Source organism: Duganella phyllosphaerae (genome assembly GCF_001758785.1).
GTDB classification, from domain to species: domain Bacteria; phylum Pseudomonadota; class Gammaproteobacteria; order Burkholderiales; family Burkholderiaceae_D; genus Rugamonas; species Rugamonas phyllosphaerae.
In genome coordinates, this window is the sequence record NZ_LROM01000059.1 from 1 (window position 1) to 19752 (window position 19752).

The 19752-nt window shown below is 66.9% G+C and carries 19 protein-coding genes; 9 read left to right on the forward strand and 10 right to left on the reverse strand.

Annotation, left to right across the window (positions count from 1 at the left end):
- From DUPY_RS05665 to DUPY_RS05690, 6 genes are all read left to right on the forward strand, one after another.
- On the forward strand, positions 1 to 1258 hold a 1258-nt coding region (locus tag DUPY_RS05665; RefSeq protein ID WP_141749431.1), incomplete at its 5' end, for a putative bifunctional diguanylate cyclase/phosphodiesterase.
- A gap of 64 nt (positions 1259 to 1322) precedes the next feature.
- Positions 1323 to 2543 (forward strand): SpoIIE family protein phosphatase, encoded by a 1221-nt coding sequence (locus DUPY_RS05670; protein ID WP_070246860.1) that lies wholly within the window; start codon positions 1323 to 1325, stop codon positions 2541 to 2543.
- Positions 2544 to 2554: 11 nt separating this feature from the next.
- Positions 2555 to 3112: a SiaB family protein kinase gene (locus DUPY_RS05675; protein WP_070246861.1), complete on the forward strand. Its 558-nt coding sequence runs from the start codon at positions 2555 to 2557 to the stop codon at positions 3110 to 3112.
- A gap of 5 nt (positions 3113 to 3117) precedes the next feature.
- Positions 3118 to 3498: a DUF1987 domain-containing protein gene (locus tag DUPY_RS05680; protein WP_070246862.1), complete on the forward strand. Its 381-nt coding sequence runs from the start codon at positions 3118 to 3120 to the stop codon at positions 3496 to 3498.
- The gene (locus DUPY_RS05685) at positions 3495 to 4229 is read left to right on the forward strand and encodes a GGDEF domain-containing protein (protein ID WP_070246863.1); all 735 of its coding nucleotides are present in this window, start codon (positions 3495 to 3497) and stop codon (positions 4227 to 4229) included. Before DUPY_RS05680 ends, DUPY_RS05685 begins: the two co-directional genes overlap by 4 nt.
- A 24-nt stretch (positions 4230 to 4253) precedes the next feature.
- Positions 4254 to 4535 (forward strand): hypothetical protein, encoded by a 282-nt coding sequence (locus tag DUPY_RS05690; RefSeq protein ID WP_070246864.1) that lies wholly within the window; start codon positions 4254 to 4256, stop codon positions 4533 to 4535.
- A 64-nt stretch (positions 4536 to 4599) separates the two neighbouring features.
- Here DUPY_RS05690 and DUPY_RS05695 read toward each other — a convergent pair whose 3' ends face one another.
- Complete coding sequence (locus tag DUPY_RS05695; RefSeq protein ID WP_070246865.1) at positions 4600 to 5157, reverse strand: flavodoxin family protein; 558 nt, start codon at positions 5155 to 5157, stop codon at positions 4600 to 4602.
- Between the two features lie 105 nt (positions 5158 to 5262).
- On the opposite strand from DUPY_RS05695, the gene DUPY_RS05700 reads away from it, so the two are divergent.
- Both DUPY_RS05700 and DUPY_RS05705 read left to right on the forward strand, forming a co-directional pair.
- On the forward strand, positions 5263 to 6168 hold the full coding sequence (locus DUPY_RS05700; RefSeq protein WP_167359036.1) for an AraC family transcriptional regulator: 906 nt from the start codon (positions 5263 to 5265) through the stop codon (positions 6166 to 6168).
- Positions 6169 to 6255: 87 nt separating this feature from the next.
- Positions 6256 to 6453, forward strand: a complete 198-nt coding sequence (locus DUPY_RS05705; RefSeq protein ID WP_070246867.1) for a hypothetical protein — start codon at positions 6256 to 6258, stop codon at positions 6451 to 6453.
- Here DUPY_RS05705 and DUPY_RS05710 read toward each other — a convergent pair.
- The 9 genes from DUPY_RS05710 to DUPY_RS05750 all read right to left on the reverse strand — a co-directional run bounded on the left by DUPY_RS05710 (position 6450) and on the right by DUPY_RS05750 (position 18280).
- Entirely contained in the window at positions 6450 to 7412 is a 963-nt protein-coding gene (locus DUPY_RS05710; protein ID WP_070246868.1) for a methyltransferase, read from the reverse strand. The two genes, DUPY_RS05705 and DUPY_RS05710, sit on opposite strands and share 4 nt — an antisense overlap.
- Entirely contained in the window at positions 7409 to 8146 is a 738-nt protein-coding gene (locus DUPY_RS05715; protein WP_070246869.1) for a glycosyltransferase family 2 protein, read from the reverse strand. Before DUPY_RS05715 ends, DUPY_RS05710 begins: the two co-directional genes overlap by 4 nt.
- Positions 8143 to 8769 (reverse strand): SAM-dependent methyltransferase, encoded by a 627-nt coding sequence (locus tag DUPY_RS05720; protein WP_070246870.1) that lies wholly within the window; start codon positions 8767 to 8769, stop codon positions 8143 to 8145. The genes DUPY_RS05715 and DUPY_RS05720 overlap by 4 nt, the downstream gene beginning before the upstream one ends.
- Positions 8766 to 9569, reverse strand: a complete 804-nt coding sequence (locus DUPY_RS05725; RefSeq protein WP_070246871.1) for a PIG-L deacetylase family protein — start codon at positions 9567 to 9569, stop codon at positions 8766 to 8768. The genes DUPY_RS05720 and DUPY_RS05725 overlap by 4 nt, the downstream gene beginning before the upstream one ends.
- Positions 9566 to 10570 (reverse strand): acyl-CoA dehydrogenase family protein, encoded by a 1005-nt coding sequence (locus DUPY_RS05730; protein ID WP_070246872.1) that lies wholly within the window; start codon positions 10568 to 10570, stop codon positions 9566 to 9568. Before DUPY_RS05730 ends, DUPY_RS05725 begins: the two co-directional genes overlap by 4 nt.
- Positions 10571 to 10728: 158 nt before the next feature.
- On the reverse strand, positions 10729 to 11805 hold the full coding sequence (locus tag DUPY_RS05735; protein WP_070246873.1) for a LacI family DNA-binding transcriptional regulator: 1077 nt from the start codon (positions 11803 to 11805) through the stop codon (positions 10729 to 10731).
- A 16-nt stretch (positions 11806 to 11821) separates the two neighbouring features.
- Positions 11822 to 14041 carry an alpha-glucuronidase family glycosyl hydrolase gene (locus DUPY_RS05740; RefSeq protein ID WP_084640557.1) on the reverse strand — a complete coding sequence of 740 codons (2220 nt, stop codon included), beginning with the start codon at positions 14039 to 14041 and terminating at the stop codon, positions 11822 to 11824.
- Positions 14042 to 14064: 23 nt separating this feature from the next.
- Positions 14065 to 16935: a glycosyl hydrolase 115 family protein gene (locus DUPY_RS05745; protein ID WP_070246874.1), complete on the reverse strand. Its 2871-nt coding sequence runs from the start codon at positions 16933 to 16935 to the stop codon at positions 14065 to 14067.
- A 43-nt stretch (positions 16936 to 16978) separates the two neighbouring features.
- On the reverse strand, positions 16979 to 18280 hold the full coding sequence (locus DUPY_RS05750) for an SGNH/GDSL hydrolase family protein (protein WP_229255252.1): 1302 nt from the start codon (positions 18278 to 18280) through the stop codon (positions 16979 to 16981).
- Between the two features lie 50 nt (positions 18281 to 18330).
- Here DUPY_RS05750 and DUPY_RS05755 point away from each other — a divergent pair, with 50 nt between their 5' ends.
- Positions 18331 to 19740, forward strand: a complete 1410-nt coding sequence (locus DUPY_RS05755) for an enolase C-terminal domain-like protein (protein WP_070246875.1) — start codon at positions 18331 to 18333, stop codon at positions 19738 to 19740.
- Positions 19741 to 19752: the final 12 nt, after the last annotated feature.

A 19752-nucleotide genomic window follows, 5' to 3' on the forward strand; every position in this document is an offset into this window, starting at 1 on the left:
GACCAGCCTGGAGCGCCAGGGCGGACTGGCCGTGCTGCTGGTGGACCTGGACGACTTCAAGCACGTCAACGACACCCTGGGCCACGGCGTGGGCGACCAGTTGCTGCAAGTAGCGGCGCAGCGCCTGACCGGCCTGATGCGTGCCAGCGACTGCGTGGTGCGCATGGGTGGCGACGAGTTCCTGCTGCTGGTGGACCCTGCCGACGAGGGCCACGACCACGCCGGGCTGGCGCTGCTGGCCGAACGCGTGCTGGCGGTGCTGGCCGAGCCGGTGGCCCTGGGCGTGGAAACGCATCGTATCGAGGCGTCGATCGGCATCAGCTGCTACCCGCGCTATGCGGGCGAGAGCGCCGACCACGAAGCCCTGTTGCGCCACGCCGACATCGCGCTGTTTTCCGCCAAGAGCGAGCAGAAGGGCCATTACCGCTTCTTCGACGCGTCGCAATACGTGCTGCTCAGTGCCCGCGCCCACCTGAAACACAGCCTGGCCAAGGCCATCGATGCGGGCCAATTGAGCTTGCACTACCAGGCCCGGGTGGATGTGGGCAGCGGCCGGCCGGTCAGTATGGAAGCGCTGCTGCGCTGGCAGCACCCCACGCTGGGCATGGTGCCGCCGGGGCAGTTCATTCCGCTGGCCGAAGCCAGTGGTCTGATCAACCGCCTGGGCGAGCTGGTGATGCGCCAGGCCTGCGCCCAACTGGCCGCCTGGCGCGACCAGGGCCTGCCGCTGCTGCCGGTGTCGATCAACGTGTCGCCGCGCCAGTTCAGTTATGGCAGCGTGGCCACCCAGCTGGCGCGCCACCTGGCGCATTACGACATCGACGCTGATTTGCTGGAGGTGGAAATCACCGAGTCGGCCATGGTGGCCGACCAGGTCGATGTGCAGGCCGAACTGACCGCGATCCGCGCGCTGGGCGTGCGCGTGTTCGTCGACGACTTCGGCACCGGCTACTCGTCGCTGTCGCAATTGCAGCGGCTGCGGCTCGACGGCCTGAAAGTGGACCAGGCTTTTACGCGCGAACTGGACCGCTCGCACGAGGGCCGGGTGTTTTTCCAGGCCATCGTCTCGATGGCGCGCGCGCTGGGCATGACGGTGGTGGCCGAAGGCGTGGAAACCTCGGCCCAGCTGGCCCTGCTGCGCGAGCTGGGCTGCCACCAGGCCCAGGGCTATTTGCTGGGACGACCGGTACCGGCGGCAGCCATGGCCGCCACGCTGGGCGAACTGGGCCAGCGGACCGCGCTGACTCTGGTCCGGTAACACGCTTGTCATAATGAGGTCATATTGAATTGCTAGTATGCATTTTTATTTGATTGGGTGAACTGTGGAATTCGACGCATCCCGCCAGCATCTGCCACGCTACCGCCAGTCGACAGCTGCCGACCTGTGCCGCGAGAGCGTCTCCATCGCGGCGGAAGCGTGCAACGCCGACGTGCATGCGCTGTTCACCGAGCGGCGCGACCTGATGAGTTTGCCCGTGCTCGATGGCGGCCGCCCGATCGGCCTGATCAGCCGAAACATCTTCATGTCGCAGATGTCGAAACCGTTTTACCAGGAGCTGTACGGCAAGAAGAGCTGCATCGCCTTCATGGACAAGGAACCGCTGATCGTCGAGTGCGACGTCAGCATCGAAGACCTGACGTTCCGCGCGGTGGCCTCCGGCGAAAAGGCGCTGGCCGACGGCTTCATCATCACCAACCAGGGCGAGCTGGCCGGCGTGGGCTTCGGCCTGCAACTGATGAACGTGGTGGCCAATATGCAGGCCGAGCGCAACCGCCAGATCATGCACAGCATCGAATACGCCAGCGTGATCCAGCGCGCGGTACTGAAACCCTCGCGCGACGCGCTGGCCAAACTGGGCGACGCCCACCTCGAATGGCAGCCGCGCGACCTGGTCGGCGGCGACTTTTACCTGGTCGAGCAGCACGAAGACGGCTGGTTCGTGGCGCTCGGCGACTGCACCGGCCACGGCGTGCCGGGCGCCTTCATGACCCTGATCGCCTCGCAAGTGCTGGGCGGCGCGCTGCTGCGGGTGGGGCCGCGCACCCCGGGCCGGCTGCTGCAGGAGGTCAGCGGCGGCGTCAAGGCGCTGCTCGGCCAGACCACCGAACAGCGCGCCGTGGCCGAATCGGACGATGGGCTGGACGCCGCCTTCCTGTGGTTCGAGCACCGTACCCGGCGCCTGTATTTTGCCGGCGCCCGGATTGCGCTGCACCTGCTGGCGCCGGGCGAGCCGCTGCTGGTGGTGGAGGGCGAGCGCGCCGGCCTCGGATATGTCGATACCGACCCCGCGCAGGATTGGCCGACCCACGTGGTGGACCTGGCGCCCGGGGCGCTGGTGTTTGTCACCACCGACGGCCTGATCGACCAGATCGGCGGACCGAAGGCGATTGCCTTCGGCAAGCGCCGCGTGCGCGAGCTGCTGTCCGGGCATGCCGACGCTGGCGCCCCCGCTTTGTCAAGGGTTCTGCTGGCAGCGCTGGCCGGCTGGCAGGACGGCCAGCCCCGCCGCGATGACCTGACTTTCTTTTGTTGCCGTCCCTAAGGAGTAGCACCGTGCTGTACCAGGAATTCGACGAACTATGGCAAGTGGCGCAAAAGCGCCAGGTCATCTTTTTTTATGCCGGCTATTTTTCGCAGCCGGTGGTGGCTGCCATCTCGGAGACCATCCGCGCGCGCCTCGACAGCGCCGGCGCGGCCGGTCCCACCCGGCGCCGCATCTTCTCGGCCTTTGTCGAGATGTCGCAAAACATCATGCACTATTCGTCCGAAGCGCTCACGCCCGGCGACCAGCGCGACGCGCAAATGCGGCGCGGCTCGTTTTGCATTGGCACCAGCGGCGAGCATTTCTTCCTGCTGTGCGCCAACCCGGTGGCGACCGACCGCGTACCAGGCCTGCGCAGCCGCCTGGACGCCTTGCGCACCATGACTGTCGACGAAATCAAGGCTGCCTACAAGCAGGCCCTGCGCGCCGAAGTGCCGGCCGACAGCAAAGGCGCAGGCCTGGGTTTTCTCACCATGGCCCGCGAAGCGAGCGAGCCGCTGGAATTCGAGTTTGCGCCGTCACCGAACGAGCCGGACACCACCATCTTCTGCATCAAAGCCATCATCTGACCGCCATGGACGCCTTACTTATAGCAGCAACCCCCACCTCGCCCGAAGTGGACTTCCGCTTCCCCGAGCATACGCTTTCGCTCAAGGGCGAGTCGTACCCGGAAAACGCGGCCGCCTTTTATGGGCCGGTGATCGAACGGCTGCGCCGCTACCTGGAGAACTGCCGCGAGCAAACCATCACGGTCCACGTCTCGCTGGCGTACTTCAACAGCTCCTCGACCAAGATGCTGTTCGCGTTGTTCGAAGCACTGAACGACGCCGCCCTGGCTGGCAACGAAGTGCTGCTCAACTGGTACCGCGACGAAGAGGACGACACCATCATGGAATTTGGCGAAGAACTGCGCGACGATTTCGCCGCGCTGCAGTTTACCGACCGGCCGATATGAGCGCGCCGGTGCCCCTCTTCGGCACGGCGGCCGACCTCGAACCCGACCTGTTCGCCGCGGAACAGCAGGCGCTGGACCAGGCCCGCCGCGCCGCTGCGCACGACGACAACCACCAGGGCGCGCTGCGCGACCTGGTGGCGCATTACGAACGGCTGCTGCGCGAGAGCCGGCGCCTGGTCCAGCGCAGCGACCGCGCCGAACGCCAGATGAACCAGCTCAACGCGCGTCTGCAGGAAATGGCCACCCAGCTCGAATACCGCGCCAGCCACGACCCGCTGACCGGCGCGCTCAATCGCGGCGCCGTCATCGAGCACGCGCGCAGTTGCCTGCTGCTGCACGACATCGTGCTGGTAGTGCTCGATATCGATTTTTTCAAGCAGGTCAACGACACCTACGGCCACCCGGCCGGCGACGCTGTCATCCAGGCCGTGGTGGTGTGCCTGACCGAGATGGTCGAGGGCCAGGCCTTCATCGGCCGCGTGGGCGGCGAGGAATTTTCGGTGGTGTGGCCGGGCCTGACCCCGGTGCAGGGCCTGGCGCTGGGCGAACGCCTGCGCCAGGCGATTGCCGACACCGAATGGCCGGCGCCGATCACCGCGCCCGTCACCGCCAGCGTGGGCGTGAGCTGGAGCGCGCGCGGCAGCACGTTCGAACAGGCGTACATCCGCGCCGACCAGGCGCTGTACCGCGCCAAACGCAGCGGCCGCAACTGCGTGCGCATGGCAGACTAAATCAAGAATTCCCCAGGAGACGAGATGACTGACACGATAGCTGAATTTCCCATTGACCGCCGCCAGGCGGCTGGCGTGTTGCCGCCAGCGGAGCACAGCCTGGAAAACGACGTACGCAAGGCCGTGGCGCTGCGCCAGCAGGTAGGCGTCATCGCCGCCATCGAATATCTGAAAACCGTGGGCGCCGACAGCGAGCTGATCGAGCGGGTGCTGTTCGAGGGCGCGGTGCGGGCAGGGGACCGCGAGGTGGGGCCGAGGGTGGGCAATACGTCGCGGCGGTGGGCGTTGCGGGGTGCAGCGGTTTGATGCAATAATTTTCAGATGGAGGTATGACCGGCGCCGTTTCGGTCGACGCCGGTGGTTTTCGCTCTTATGCCAGACGACCAGCAATCTCCGCCACACGCTTGCCGTAAGCTTTGGCCGTATCGAGGTCACCCTGTGGAATCTCGTCCACGCTCGCATCCGACGGCGACTGCACCAGCACGCCGGCCGAGCCGCCCAGGTTGTTCAGGTCGGTGCGCTGTGCGGCCTTGGTGTTCGATGGCAGGATGCCCAGGCTGACCCAGATGCCGCCGTGTTGCGCAGCCAGGGTTTGCAGGGCGATCAGCGAGACGGCCTTGTCGCCGTTGAAGCTGGCGCTGTTGGAGAAGCCGCCGAAGACCTTGTCTTTCCACGCTTGGGTGAACCAGGCTTTCGAGGTCGCTTCGGAGAACTTCTTGAACTGCCAGCTCGGGCTGCCCATGTAGGTCGGGGTGCCGAAGATGATGGCGTCGGCTGCGTTGAGCTTGTCCCAGCCGCCTGCTGGCAGTTCGCCCTCGGCGGTGATTTGCAGCAGTTCGGCGCCTTCGCCAGCGCCCTGGGCAACGTACTCGGCAACGCGTTGGGTGTGGCCGTAGCCGGAATGGAAGACAATAACAACTTTGCTCATGATGGTTCCTTGTGGGTGAATAATAGCTGCCTCCCGACTATAGGCCACCGGCCTCGGCAACTCACGGTAGAATCCGTACCAGTGATGGTAAATATGGGACAAGCGATGGCAGTGCCACTTCCTGGGAATGCGATAGCAAGGCTCGATTACGAGCCGCCCGAAAAATATAATCTGGACATCGAGGTATTCCGTTTGGCAGAGCTGTGGCCCCGCAAAACGAAGGAGCATTTTCGCCACGCGCACCGCATCGAATTCCACCAGCTGATGGTCGTCACCGAGGGGCGCTGCACCCACACCATCGACTTCGATCAGGTGGCGTGCGAGGCGGGCACGGTGCTGATGGTCACGCCGGGGCAGGCTCAGCAGTTCGACGTGGACAGTGCCTGGGACGGCTGGCTGCTGCTGTTCCAGTCCGACTTTTTGCTGCCATCCGGCACAGCGCAAGGCAACCGCAGACTGGAACCGGACCTGGCCTGGCCCGGTCAGCCCATGCACCTCGACGCGCCGTTGCAGCGGCTGGTGGCCGATGCCGTGACCCAGCTCCACCACGATACGCAGCTGCCGGCACCGCGCGGCGAGCTGCACTCGCTGCTGCGTCACCAGTTGCATGCCTTGCTGATACGGCTGGGTATGGCCTGGGGCGAACGCGAGGCGGCCAGCGCCGACCACCCGGTGAGCGCCGGCGAGCGGCAGCGCCACCGGCGCTTTCGCCACCTGGTCGAACAGCGCTTCGGCCAGTGGCACCAGGTGCAGGAGTACGCAGCGGCGCTGGGCTGCTCCGACAAGACCCTCAACCGCGCCGTGCTGGCGGCAGCCGACCGCACCGCTAAGGCCCTGATCGTCGAACGCATCATGCTCGAGGCCAAGCGCCTGCTCGCCCACACCGCGCTGCCGGTGGCGGTGGTTGGCAACCATGTCGGTTTCGACGAGCCGACCAATTTCACCAAGTTTTTCCGGCGCGAGGCGGCCATGTTGCCGGGGGCTTTTCGGGCGCTGCACCATCGAAAATAGTTCTGCATGGAAGTGTGGGTGAGGCGGCGTACAGTCCGGAGCGCCCGGCGGGCGTAAATTGGGACTTTACGTTCCAGCGAGTTCACCATGCCACTGTCAGACCGCCGCAAACCGACCGCCACCGCCGCCATTATCGACGAAGCCAAGCAACTGCTGCCCGTGATGGGACTCGATCCTGCCGCCGAATACGCGATGAGCCGGGGCATTCCGCGTTTTATCGCCTACAAGGTGCTGCGCGCGCCGCAAGCGCAGCAGCGCGTGGCACCGCGCCGCAAGGACGCCTAGAATTTCGACCGCGTCGCCACCAGCGCAATGGCGGCGATGCGGTCGGTGTTGCGGTGGATGTCGTCACCGAGTTCGCCGCCGAAGACGTCGGGGTCAAGCTCTCGGTACTGCCACTGCATCCCTGCCGCGTCCAGTCGAGCGCCAGCCTGCTGGCAAAACGGATCGGCGCCATCGATGATCGCTACGCAGGTGTAGAGCACCAACCGTCCGCCGGGCGCCAACCGTTCGATGGCGCTGTCGACGATAGCGTGCGACAGGCCTTCGCCCAACGCGCCGCCCCCGTGGCAATACGTGCGCTGATCGTCATCGACCATGAATGGCGGATTGGCGACGATCAGATCGAACTGTCCCGCCACTGCTGTGAGCAAATCGCTGTGCGCCAGTTGTATATTGTCCAGCCGTGCCAGCTGCGCATTGAGCGCGGTGAGCGCGAGCGCTGCGGGATTCACATCGACCGCCCACACGTCGGCCAGCGGGTGGGCCCGCGCCACCTTGATCGCGCCGGGACCTGCGCCGCTGCCGATATCGACCGCCCGGGCGACCGGCAATCCGGCCGCCAGCGCGGAATCGATCACCTGCTCGTAGCGGTATGTGTCGGGTCCGAAGAAGACTGAATCGACATCGTGCGTGGGATACGCCGAGTGAAAATACAGTTCGCCGCCAAGTGTCGAAACCCGCAGCCCACTGCGGTACAGCGTGCCATCGACCCGCAGGATGCCGGCGCTGTCCATCAATTGCAGCATTTCCGTTCCCACCAATGCCGCCTCGAAAGGGCGGTTCCAGCCGAATACACCGCGCAAATCGCCGGCTGTCGCATGGTGTTCGCGGGCGTTTACCCGCCGGTGACTCGGAGGCGAGATGGTGGTGAACTGGTAGCCAGCGTTCTGCAACAGGCGGCCCAGGCGTACCAGCGGATGGTCGTCGGTGGGGGCAGTCTGCCAGTTGTGCAGGAGCGTCATGGGATCACCGGTTTCAGCGGGAGCAATGGCAGCGCTGCCTGGCTGGCGGCGGTGGCAAGGCGGATCAGCGTATCACCGAATCCGCCCCGCGCCCGGGCATCGCGGCGCGCGCTGGTTACCACGCGGGGCGCGGCGCTCCAGGCGACAGTCGCGCCGCAATTTTCCAGTGCTTCCACCAGCGCGACGTCTTCGCTGCATGCCAGCGGAAGGAAGCCGCCGACGCAGCAATATGCCGTGGCGCACACGCCCAGGTTGGCCCCGTGGATGTGGCGGTGGCCATCGCGGTCGGCGTAGCAGCTGTCGAAGTGGTGGCGCAACACAGCCGCCTGGTCGTGGTGCGCCGACCAGTCGTCCACCGACACCGTGCCGCATACCACGTCCACGCCCAGGCTCAGCTGCGCCACCAGCCAGTCGGGCGCCACGCGGGTGTCGGCGTCGGTAAAGGCCAGCCAGCGTGCGCCGTGGGCCAGCAATCGTTCGGCCCCGGCGGCGCGCGCAGCGCCAACGTTACGGGCATCGAGTTCGATCGCTTCCACCCGGTAGCCGGCACTCTGCAGGGCATTGGTGTGAGCGTGGGCGATGGCGCGCGAGTTGTCGCGGCAATGGTCGAGTACCACCACCACGCACACCGACTCGCCGCGCAGGTCGGCATGGCCCCCGGCCAGACGGATGGCGTTGAGGCAGCCATCGAGATAGCGTTCCTCGTCGTGGGCCGGGATGACGATGCCGATCATGGCGCCAGTCCTTCCAGTTGCGCGACCGAAGACGGATTGCGCGACCAGATGTCGAGCAGGAGGTCGGCCTCGCTGTGCTGCATCAGGCGGTGCATGCCCGGCGCGCCGTCGAAGCCGGCGTGGATGTCGGCACTATCGAGCTGGCGGTCGGCAAAGGGCCAGCGCCAGTGGCACAGCACCAGGGTGCCGTTGTCGGCCAGGGACTCCAGGCAGCGCTGGCGCAAATTCGCCACTTCGTGCTCGGGCAGGTAATAGGCCATTTCGCTGATGACGATCAGGTCGAACGGGTTCTCGTCGGGCCATTCCTGTGGCACCACCTGCTGGCGTACCGTCACGCGCGAGGCATCGCTCGGATGCTCCTTCTGCATGCGCTGCTGCGTCAGGCGCACCGCCTCGGGCGAGAGGTCGGTGGCGAGCACGTATTCGGCGCGGTGGGCGAGTGCAGCGGTCAGCTCGCCGTTGCCGCACGCCGGCTCGAAGGCGCGGCGATAGCGCTGCAGCGGCAGGCACGCCAACAACAGGCTGCGCTTGCGTTGCTCGTACCAGCGCTGACGCACCTTCCACGGATCGGCGTCCTGGGTATAGAGCTGCTGGAAATGGGTGTGGCGGTTGGTGATGGTCATAGGAAGCAGACTTCGTAAGGATGCGTGAGGCGCGCCAGCACATGCGGCGGCAGGATGGCCGGCTGGCCGGTCGACGGATCGGGGTGGAGCTGGGTGGTGTAGCAGGCGATCGCATCGCGCTTGCGTTGCAGCGTCTCGGCGTCGAGCACCAGCCGCCGCGCGCGCTGCCATGGCACGCGCTGGTCGCCGGGCTCTGCCCAGTGCCACGTCCATACCGGCAGCTCCACCATGGCGGCGCCGCACAGCCGCACAGCCATCGCGGCGGCGTGGCCGCAGGCTTCGTGGTCTGGATGGCCGTCATGGCGCCAGGTGGTAAAGACCACGTCGCCGGGGCGCAGCAGTTGTTCGAGCAGGGTTTGCAGCGCGCCGACCTGGCTGCTCACGCCGCCGTCGGGCAGGCGTGCGCGGATCACTTGCGGCGCCGGCCGGCCCGCTGGCAGCAGGGCGTGCAATGCGGCTGCGGTTTCACGGGAGCGCAGCCGCGCCAGCTGCGCCGGCGGATAAATGCTGGAGCCGGGGTGGCTGGCGTCGCCGTCGGTGGCGGCTACCACTACGGTGCGTGTGCCTTGCACGGCCAGCATTTGCAGCAAGCCGCCACAGGCGAGTACCTCGTCGTCGGGATGCGGTGCGACGATGACGGCGCGCTGGCCGGGCGTCACCAGGTCGCGGGGCGCGATCGGCGGCAGGTCGTGCAGTCCTGCCCACGCCTGCCAGGCGGCGTCCGGGGTGCCCGCGCCGGCGATCTGGCGCGGGTGTTCAGCACCACGAACAGGGCAGGGTGGCGCCAGTTGTTCGGTCATAAAGCCCATGGCGATGCTCCGGTGCTTGCCAGTTGCGAACCCAGCGTGGCAAGGTCGCGTTCGGCGTGGCTCTGGCGCAGGAACACGGGCAGGTCGGCCGCCAGGCGGGCAAAATGGGCGTCGCGGCACAACGGACCGGCGCCCAGCGCGCGGTTGGCGTGGGCCAGTACGGTGGTCGCTGCCGCTTCTACCGTGAGGCGCACGCGCAGCGCCAGTGCGCAGTGGTCAGCGCGCGGATGCGCGTCGATGTTGGCCGCACTCGAAAGCAGCAGCGCGGCGGCGCCCGACAGCGCGATATCGACATTACCCAGGTGCGCCAGCCGATGCGGGTCGGGCTGGTGATTTCTGTCGGAAGTCTGGGCGTGGGTGGCGGCCAGCAGGCGTTCGCCGATGGCGCGCGCGGCGCCGTACCAGCAGGCCGCCACGCCTGCGCCGCCCATCCAGAAGCCGTGCCGCGTGACATACGATTCGTGTTCGCCCACCGGCACCGCCTGCGCATCGGTAAACACCACGTCCACGCTGGCGCTGCCGGCCATGCCCACGGCGTGCCAGCCCTGATTGGTCACTTCCACGCCCGGCTGGCGCAGGCTGACGGCAGCCAGCATGCGCCGGCCTGCGGCATCGCGGCAGCTCACCAGCGCATGGCTCAGCGCCGCCGCGCCCGAGCACCACTGTTTGCGGCCGGACAGCGTGTAACGGCCGTTGCCGGCCACGCGCAGCGCCACGCCGGGACCGGGCGGCTCCGCGCACCACACGCCCCAGGTGGCGCCGGCAATGTCAGGTCCATGCAATTCCGCCAGGATCGCCAGGGCGTCGGTATGGCCCTCGTACAGCTTGGCAAAAGAAAGATCGTGGCCGCCGGCGATCGATAGCGCCTGCCAGCGCGCCAGCGTGGCGCCGCTGCCGGGCAGCGGCAACCGGTCCAGTCCCGCCGCCACCGCACCCGCCAGCGCCGATGCCGCGTCGCCATCCGGTACACCGGCCACGTACTGGACCAGCATGGGCGGCACCCTGGCCGGAGCGACCGCGAATTCGGCGCGTGATTGAGCAGTGAGAGGCATGATGTCAGTCAATAAGAAAATATCGTCCTGGCATCATCTCTTTGTAGAACTCTGCTGTATGTTCGCTTGCACACTCATCAGCAGCTTTATTGCCTTTGCTACATTCTGAGCGGCTTCCCCACCCTGGCTGGCGGCCGCACGCGCGGCGCGGCGTCGGACTGGCGTCGTATCAGCGCGTGGTCCATCACCACCTGCTGCGGCGCTGCCGGCGCGCCGTCGCGACGGTCGCGGATTTGCCGTACCAGCGCGCGCACCGCCATTTCCGCCATCTCGGCGATCGGCTGGCGCACGGTCGTGAGCTCGGGCCAGATCGTGGTGGCCAGCGCCGTATCGTCGAAACCGGCCACCGTCAAATCGCCTGGCACATCGAGCGCCAGCCGGTGGGCGATGGCCACCACGGCGGCGGCCATGTCGTCGTTGCTGGCAAAGATGGCGGTGGGGCGCGGGTCGTGGCTCAGCAACCGTTCGGCGGCGTCCAGGCCTGAGCGGTACGTAAACAGTCCCTGCACGATCAGCTCCGGCGCCTGCGGCAGGTGGTGTTCGGCCAGCGCATCCTGGAACCCTTGCAGGCGGCGCGCGCTGGCGGTCTGGTTGGGGTGCCCGGCAACGAAGCCGATACGCTGGTGGCCCAGCGCCACCAGGTGGCACGCCATGTCGTGGGCGGCTTGGTAGTCGTCGATACGTACGCCGCTCAGGCGGTCGTCGGGCCTGCCGCAGGCGACCGTGACGGCGGGCGTGCCCGATTGCGCCAGCAGGTCCACCAGTTCCGCGCTGTCGCACAGCGGCGGCGGCAGGATGATGCCATCGACGCCATTGTCGATCAGGCGCCGCGCCTGCTCCAGGCCATGCTCGTCGGCCTCGCACTTTTCCACCACCAGTTGCACATTGTGCGGGCTGGCCTGGTTGAGCAGGCCGACCAGGCATTCGCTCAGGTAGCCCGCGCTGGGGTTAGCGTACAAAAAGCCGATGCGGATCGCCCTGGCGCCCGCCAGCCGCTGGGCGGCCTGGTTGGGCACGTAATTCAACGACGCGATGGCGTCGGCCACTAGTTTGCGCGTGGCCTCGCGCACGCGGGTGTCGCCATTGAGCACGCGCGAGACGGTCATCGGCGAGACGCCGGCCTTGCGGGCGACGTCGCTCATGGTGGGGTTGGCCTTGTTGGTCAGGTTGCTCATGTTAGTCGCCTAGGGGTCAGCCACGGCCCGGGGCATACGGGAAGTGGATCGCCTTGTAGTACTCGAGCGGCTGCGGTGGCGGCGTCACGCCGTTCGGCAGCGGCAGGCCGGACACCGACTGGAAGTAGGCGATACAGGCATTGCGCCACAACTCGGCGTTCTGCACCTGGCGCCGCAGCCGTTGCGCCACTTCCGCGTGGCGGCGCGCGTCGACCACGCCGCGCAGCGCGTCCCAGCGGCTTTGCAGGTCGCGCGCGCCCGCCACGCCACGGTCGTAGTGGTCGATGATCTCGGCCCAGAGCGTTCGGCCCGATGGCATGGCGTAGGTCCACGGCAGGTGGTGGAACCACAGCAGGTATTTTTCCGGCGTGGTGCGCGGATCGGCGTACAGGCGCGCCAGCGCCGGCGCATATTGTTCCAGCGCGTTGGTGCCGCTGGCGGTGCGGTCGAAACCGATGCCGTCGCGTGCGGCGCGGTGGTAATACACGGGATTCCAGTCCGGGCGTTCCAGGTCGTTCACCCACGGCGCCGGGCCGTGATGGTGGGCGGTGCCCATGATGTGGTGCAGTCCCAGCGGCGACATGTAATCGACCACGGTTTCGCGCGAACGCATCAGCATATCGACTACCGGGCCGATCACCCGTGCATCGTTGCCGAAGCTTTGCGCCGCCCATTCGACGGCGATGGCGCGCGCCGACGCCTGCGGATTCCACGCCAGGCGGCCGAATGCGTACCAGTTGGCCTGATCGAAATGGTGGCCGGTCCAGTTGCGATCGACGCCGATATTGGCCACGCCGGCCATGCCGGTCAAAGGCGGCTTGCCATCGAGCGTGTGCGAACCTTCGATGACCTGCGCCACTGTTGGTCCTTTACCCTGGCCCTGCTGCATGGTGTCGCTCTCGAGCACTTCCTCGAACATTGTGCCCAGGTAGGCGATGTCGGTGGAAAAGCCCAGGTACTCCTTGGTGATCTGGAATTCCATCATCAGCGGCGTGTTGGGCATGGCGCCAAACAGCGGGTGGAACGGTTCGCGCGGCTGGAAGTCGATAGCGCCGTTTTTCACCTGTACCAGCACGTTGGATGCGAACTTGCCGTCGAGCGGCTTGAATTCCTCGAACGCCTGGCGCGCGCGGTCGGTTTCCTTTCCTGCCTGCGGCGCATAGACAAAGGCCCGCCACATGACGATGCCATGGTGCGGCGCCAGCGCGGCGGCCAGCATGTTGGCGCCATCGGCATGGCTGCGGTGGTAATCCTGCGGGCCGGGCTGGCCCTCGGAATTGGCTTTGACCAGGAAGCCGCCAAAGTCGGGAATGGCGCGATAGATCTCGTCGGCCTTGTTCTTCCACCAGGTTTGCACGGCAGGTGACAGCGGATCGGCGGTGTCGGTCTGCTTCAGTTCCAGCGGCGTGGAAAAGCGCGCCGATAGAAACACCTTGATCCCGTAGGGCCGCAGCACGTCGGCCACCGCAGCCGCCTTGGCGATGTAAGCAGGCGTGAGCACTTCCGGCTTGGAGTTGACATTGTTGAGCACCGTGCCGTTGATGCCAAGCGACGCGTTGGCGCGCGCATAATCGGTGTAGCGGCTGTCGGTGATCTCGGGCAGCGCCCACCAGTCCCAGATCGACGCGCCCGCGTAGCCGCGCTCCACGTGGCGATCGAGGTTGTCCCAGTGGTTGAGCAGGCGCAGTTGCAGCTTCGGTGCGGAACTCGCCTCGGGCGCCGTGCCGCCGGCAGTGGCGCGCAGCCACGCAAAAGCGCCATACAGCAGGCCGATGTCGGTGTTGGCGGCGATCAGCGTGACCGGGCGACCCTGCAGGCGTGCGGCGCGCAGCAGGTAGCCTTCGTTGCCGAGCTTTGCCAGCTCGGTCTTCAAAGTGCTGTCGAGGCCCGGCAAGGTTGCCGCCGTTCCCAGCACCAGCGCGCCGTCGGCGATGGTGGCAGTTTGCGCGGGGGCGTCGATGCCTGCCATGCCAGCCACCCCGCGCTGCAGTTCGGCGACGGCGGCCGTGGTGGTGGCCGTGATTGGCGTGGTGAGGACGATGCTGCGCGCCTGCGCCTTGAGCCTCGCCTGTGCTGCCGGCGCCAGGGGCTGGTAGCGCAGCCACAGGTTGTAGCCGTCTTCGTCGGGGACGGGCTTGGAGGCTGTGCTGGTCGCTGCGTTGGCCGACGTCAAGCCCGCGGCCAGCAGCAGCGCCGCCAGCACGGGGGGAAACAGTTTATGAAACAGTTTATGCATTTTGTCTCCGTTATATTTTTGAATTACCGTGCGCGCGGACTCTCGGGCGGGCCGAGGTAACTGTCTTTCAACCCGCCCGCATCGACCACGATTTTCTGCAGCACCACGCCCGCATCCACCGCCCAGAACTTGAGCGTATGGTGGCCGGCCTTGGCGATGGTGTGGCGCGAGGTGATGACGACAGCGCCATCGGACACGCTCTTTTCCCAGGCTTTTTCGGAGCCGTCGGCGTGCATATTCACCAGCTGCGGCGGCTCGTCGTCAAACGAGACCGCGTAGCGCAGCCCGGCGCCCGGCTGGAATTTCTGGGTGGGCGCCAGCGTCGCGTGCACCACGACCTGGCCTGCGCTTTGCAGGTGCAGCGCATAGTCGAGCCGCATCTGCGGGGCAGCATCGGCCGCCGCGTCCACCGGCAGCGCGGTCACGGCGGACTGCGTGCGGCCATGGCCGGGAATGGTGAGCCATTGCCGGCCTGCCGGTGCGACAGCCTTGGCAAAGCTGGCCGCTTCTATCGACACCACGCCGCCGGTCTCGATGTAGTCGCCTGCCACGGCGCCTTTGACCACGCGGCGCAGCGGCGCCTTGATCGTCACCCTGGCCCCGTTCGGGCCTTGCACCGTCAGCGTGGCGTGATCAACTTCGCGCGGCACGTCGGCCCAGCGCACCTTGACGTGCACGCGGCGGTCGCGTTCCACTTTACCGGCCGGCTGGTCGATTTTCAGCCACGGCGCGCTGGTGGTGATGCGGTAGTCGAACGGCTGTCTGCCGCGATTGAACACTTCCAGGTATGCCGGCGCATCGGTCATTTCATCGAGCGCGGGCAGGGTCAGCTTGTCGCCCTCGGGGCCGGGCCACACCTGTGCATTGCCTTGCACGGCCACGCCCATGTCGGCCGCCAGTGGCGCCTGCACTTCGCTCACTGCCGGCATCACGTTGCGCGGCGGCTGGTTCCAGTACGTGTAGCCCAGGTGGGTTTGCGACATCATGTGGTTCCACTTGCCGCCGCTGATGTCCTGGTGATAGCGCCGCGTCAGTTCCGCATCCTGCGCGAACAGGCTGCGCGCCTGGTTGGCCAGGTCGTTGGTCGAGGTGCGCCCCTGCACCGCGTACAGCCGGTTGCGGCCGGCCACGGCATACAGCTGGTTGACCACGGCGCTGGCCTGCGCCGGATACTGCACCAGCTGGAAGAAGGCGTCGCGTTGCCCCGCCGGCAGTTGTGCGGCGATCTTCTCGGCGCGCGCGGCAATCGCCTGGAATTCGGCCGTCACGCGTTCGGCTTCGTCGTAGTTGACCACGTGGTAAGTGTTCGGCTCGAGCTGCTCTGGCTTGCGGCGGCCGTTGTAGCGCGTGTAGCTGGCGACGATGTCGGCGATATCGTCCGCGTGCTGCGGGCCGAACTCGCGCGTGGCCCACAGTTTGAGGTAGTCGGGCAGGCGTTCGGCTGGCCAGGCGGCCGGATTCCAGGCGTAGGTGAGGAAGAATTCGATGGGCACTTCCATCGGTTTGAGGTCGCCCACGTTGACGATCCAGATGCGGTCGGCCTGGTGGCGCCACGCCAGGTGCATCTGCTCCCAGATTTTCGGGAGTGGCGTGACATTGAGCCACTTGTACGAGCGCGGACCGCCGACGTAATCGAAGTGGTAGTACACGCCGGCGCCGCCGGCACGCTTGCGTTCTTCAAACGTGGGCAGCCGGCGGATATTGCCCCAGTTGTCGTCGCACCACAGCAGGGTGACGTCGTCCGGCACGCGCATGCCTTTTTCGTAGTAGTCCTGCACCTCCTTGTACAGCGCCCACATCTGCGGCACGGTGGCGGCGTCGCGTCCCAGTTCCTGCCCGATGATGGCGCGCTGGTCGTCGACGATGCGCTCGAGCAGGGCCACGTTCGATTCTTCCGACATCGGCTCGTCGCCGTCGCCGCGCATGCCAATGGTGATCATCTTCTCGAAGTTGCGGGTGTTCTCGATGCCGCCGGTCCAGAACTTGTGCAGCACCTTCCCGTTTTTCTGGTAGTCCCACGGGCCTTTGCCCTGGCGCGTCCACTCCTTTTGCGCACGCATCATCGGCTCGTGGTGCGAGGTACCCATGACGATGCCGTAGTCGTCGGCCAGCTTGCCATTGAGCTTGTCGTCATCGTAAAAGGCCGAGTTCCACATCGCCGGCCACAGGTAGTTGGCGCGCAGGCGCAGCAGCAGTTCGAACACCTTTTCGTAGAAGCGGTGGTTGTAGCCCCCGTAGGTCTGCTGTACCCAGCCGGTGAGCGCCGGCTGCTCGTCGTTGAGGAAGATGCCGCGATATTTCACCACCGGTGCATCGTGCGCGGCGCTTGGCGCATACGCGTAGAGTGCGGCCCTTTTCGGCGGCGGCACGTCCGCCCACCAGTACCATGGCGAGACGCCGATCTGCTCGGACAACTCGTAGATGCCGTAGATGGCGCCACGCTTGTCGCTGCCGGCAATCACCAGCGCCCGTTCCACGCCGGGCAGCGGCCGCAGCACGGTCTGCACCTGCCAGCCCTCCCACTTGCCGCGGATGGCTGCGACATCGAGCGTGCCGGCCGCAACCATGCGGTCAATCAGCGGGCTGTGGCCCACGGTGCCGATGATGATCACGTCGGCGCCGGCCGGAGCGCCGGTTTGCAGCGCCGGCGTAACGCCGGTGACGCGGCCGATATCGGCCTGCAGGTCGCGCGCGGCGCGCAACACGCCGGCGTGGTCGGCGGCGTCCACGTACAGCGTGGCGGCCTTGCCGGCTTGCGCCATCACGACCGCGTTGGCGGGAGGAGAGTCGAACCGCACCAGGCGCTGCTGGCCCAGTGCGTGGGCGGGCAGGGTGCAGCAGAACAGGGCGGCGGCCAGGAAGGCTCCCGCCACGCTTATCAGTTTTTGTCTCATTATTGTCGTTATCCGCTTTTATATTGTGTGGTACGGATGGCAGTCAGGGCCGGCTTCGACACGACTGCCGCAGCAGCGTCAAGGGCACTGCTTCGGCCATGGCGCGGTAGCCGGCCAGCGAAGGATGCAGGTGGTCGCCCGAGTCGTATTGCGGCGCCATGCGCTGCGGCTGCGCCGGGTCGCGCAGCGCGGCGTCGAAATCGACCACTGCATCGAACACACCGGACGTGCGGATCCAGGCGTTCAGTTCCTGGCGGTCGGCCTCGTTGGCCGGCTCCGGGTGATAATAGTCGCTGCCCACATACGGCGTGACGGTGGCGCCGATCAGGCAGATGCCGCGCTCCCTGGCGCGGATGGCCAGCTGCCGGTGCGCCAGGCGCAGGTCGGCCAGCAGTTGCTGGCGGTCACCCGGCAGGTCGGGTGTGTTGCGGTGCAGGCCACCCAGGTCGTTGACGCCGATGAGCACCAGCGCGTGGGTCACGCCGGCGCGGGCCAGCACATCGCGCTCGAAGCGCGAGACCAGGTTCGGTCCCAGTCCATCCTTCAACATGCGGCCGCCGCCGATGCCGGCATTGACCACGCCGAGGGCCATGCCGTCCTGGCGGAGGCGCGCGGCCAGCACGTCGGTCCAGCGGTTGTTGCCATCGGTGGTCACGCCATAGCCGTCGGTGATCGAGTCGCCGATGGCCACCAGCGCGCCCGCTGTGTGCGGTGCCAGCACATCGACGTCGGCAATCGAAAACCAGCGCGCGACCTTGGCGGCACCGGGCCAGGTGGCGTCGGCCGTGCGGTTGCCGGCAATCAGGAAGCTGTTGGTGCGTGCACCGCTATGACTGGTCTGGCGCGCCGGTTCGGCCGGGAAGTGCAGCGAGATCGCCAGGTCGGCGCCGGCCGGCAGTTCGATTGCGACGGGATCGCTGTAATATTCGGCACCGGCGGGGATGGTGACGGCGCGGCGGCCATCGAAGGTCAGGGCCTGCAGCGTGGCAACGTCGATATCGGCGCGGCCCGGACCAGGTGCGCGCGCCACGCTGGCCGCATTGACCAGCAGCGGCGCCGTGCCGAACACATTGGTCAGGCGCACCCGCACCTGGCGGCCGCCAAGCGACAGGTGGACGATCTGGCGCATGCTCGCATCGCGCCAGCTCGCGGCGGGCAGTTCGTTGGCGGCTTCCGGCACCAGTTGCGCCGTGCCCCACGATGCGACCCAGTGCTGGCCTGTCGGGCTGGCGCGGTCGTGTGCGGAGTCGGGCGCGGTGGCGCAACCTGCCAGTACACCCGCGGTGAAGATGATAGTCAGTGCCGCAGCGATTTTGCTGCACTTGCCTTGTTGACGTGATCGCATAAATCCTTCACACTGAGTAATGGTAGCGCTAATCATTTTAGGATAAAGGCATGGTACAGGCAACACATTTACCGCATTCCGCGGCAGGGTCCACCACACCGGTGACGCCGGTGATTACGGCCATGCGCGTGATCCCGGTGGCAGGCCATGACAGCATGCTGCTTAACCTGTGCGGCGCGCACGCGCCTTACTTCACCCGCAACCTGGTGCTGCTGCAAGACAGCGCCGGCCATACCGGCGTTGGCGAAGTGCCGGGCGGCGCGGGCATCCTGCGCGCGCTGGAGAACGCCGTGCCGCTGGTGGTGGGCACGCCGATCGGGCGCTACAACCGCACCTTGAACGGACTCCGCACCGCCATCGCCAACCGCGACGTCAGCGGCCAGCAGTACCAGGTCACGTCGGCGGCCGAAGCGGAGGTGCTCAAGCAGCCGCACGAAATCAATCTGCGCCTCGAGAACGTGATCACGGCCGTCGAAGCGGCGCTGCTTGATTTGCTGGGCCAGCACCTGGGCGTGCCGGTGTGCGAACTGCTCGGCGCCGGTCAGCAGCGCGACAGCGTGCCGATGCTGGCCTACCTGTTCTACATCGGCGACCGTGGCCGCACCGACCTGCCTTACCTGGCTGGTTCCGGAGACGACTGGTACAAGATGCGCCACCAGCAGGCGCTGTCGCCGCAAGCCATCGCCGACCAGGCCGAGGCCACGGTGGCGCGCTACGGCTTCCGCGACTTCAAACTGAAGGGCGGCGTGATGCACGGTGCCGACGAGATGGAAGCGATTGCCGCCATCAAGGCGCGCTTTCCCGACGCGCGCGCCACGCTCGACCCCAACGGCGCCTGGTCGCTGCGCGAGGCGATCGACCTGTGTCGCGGCCAGGGCCACTTGCTGGCCTATGCGGAAGACCCGTGCGGCCCCGAAAACGGCTACTCGGGCCGCGAGACCATGGCCGAATTCCGCCGCGCTACCGGCATCCCCACCGCCACCAACATGATCGCCACCGACTGGCGCCAGATGGCGCACGCGCACCTGCTGGGCGCCGTCGACATTCCGCTGGCCGACCCGCATTTCTGGACCATGCAGGGCTCCGTGCGGCTGGCGCAGCTGTGCGCTGAATGGGGCCTGACCTGGGGTTCGCACTCGAACAACCACTTCGACATATCGCTGGCGATGTTTACCCACGCGGCAGCGGCCGCGCCGGGCCAGATCACGGCGATCGACACCCACTGGATCTGGCAAGAGGGCCAGGAGCGCCTCACGCGGGAGCCGTTGCAGATCGTCGGCGGCGCCGTGCAGGTGCCGGACCGTCCCGGCCTGGGCGTGGAACCCGACATGGACCGCATCGAGGCGGCCCATGCGCTGTACAAGAAAGTGGCCACGACCGCGCGCGACGACGCACTGGCGATGCGCTACCTGGTGCCCGGCTGGACCTATGCACCGAACAAGCCCAGCCTTGGACGCTGAGCGTTTTTGCAG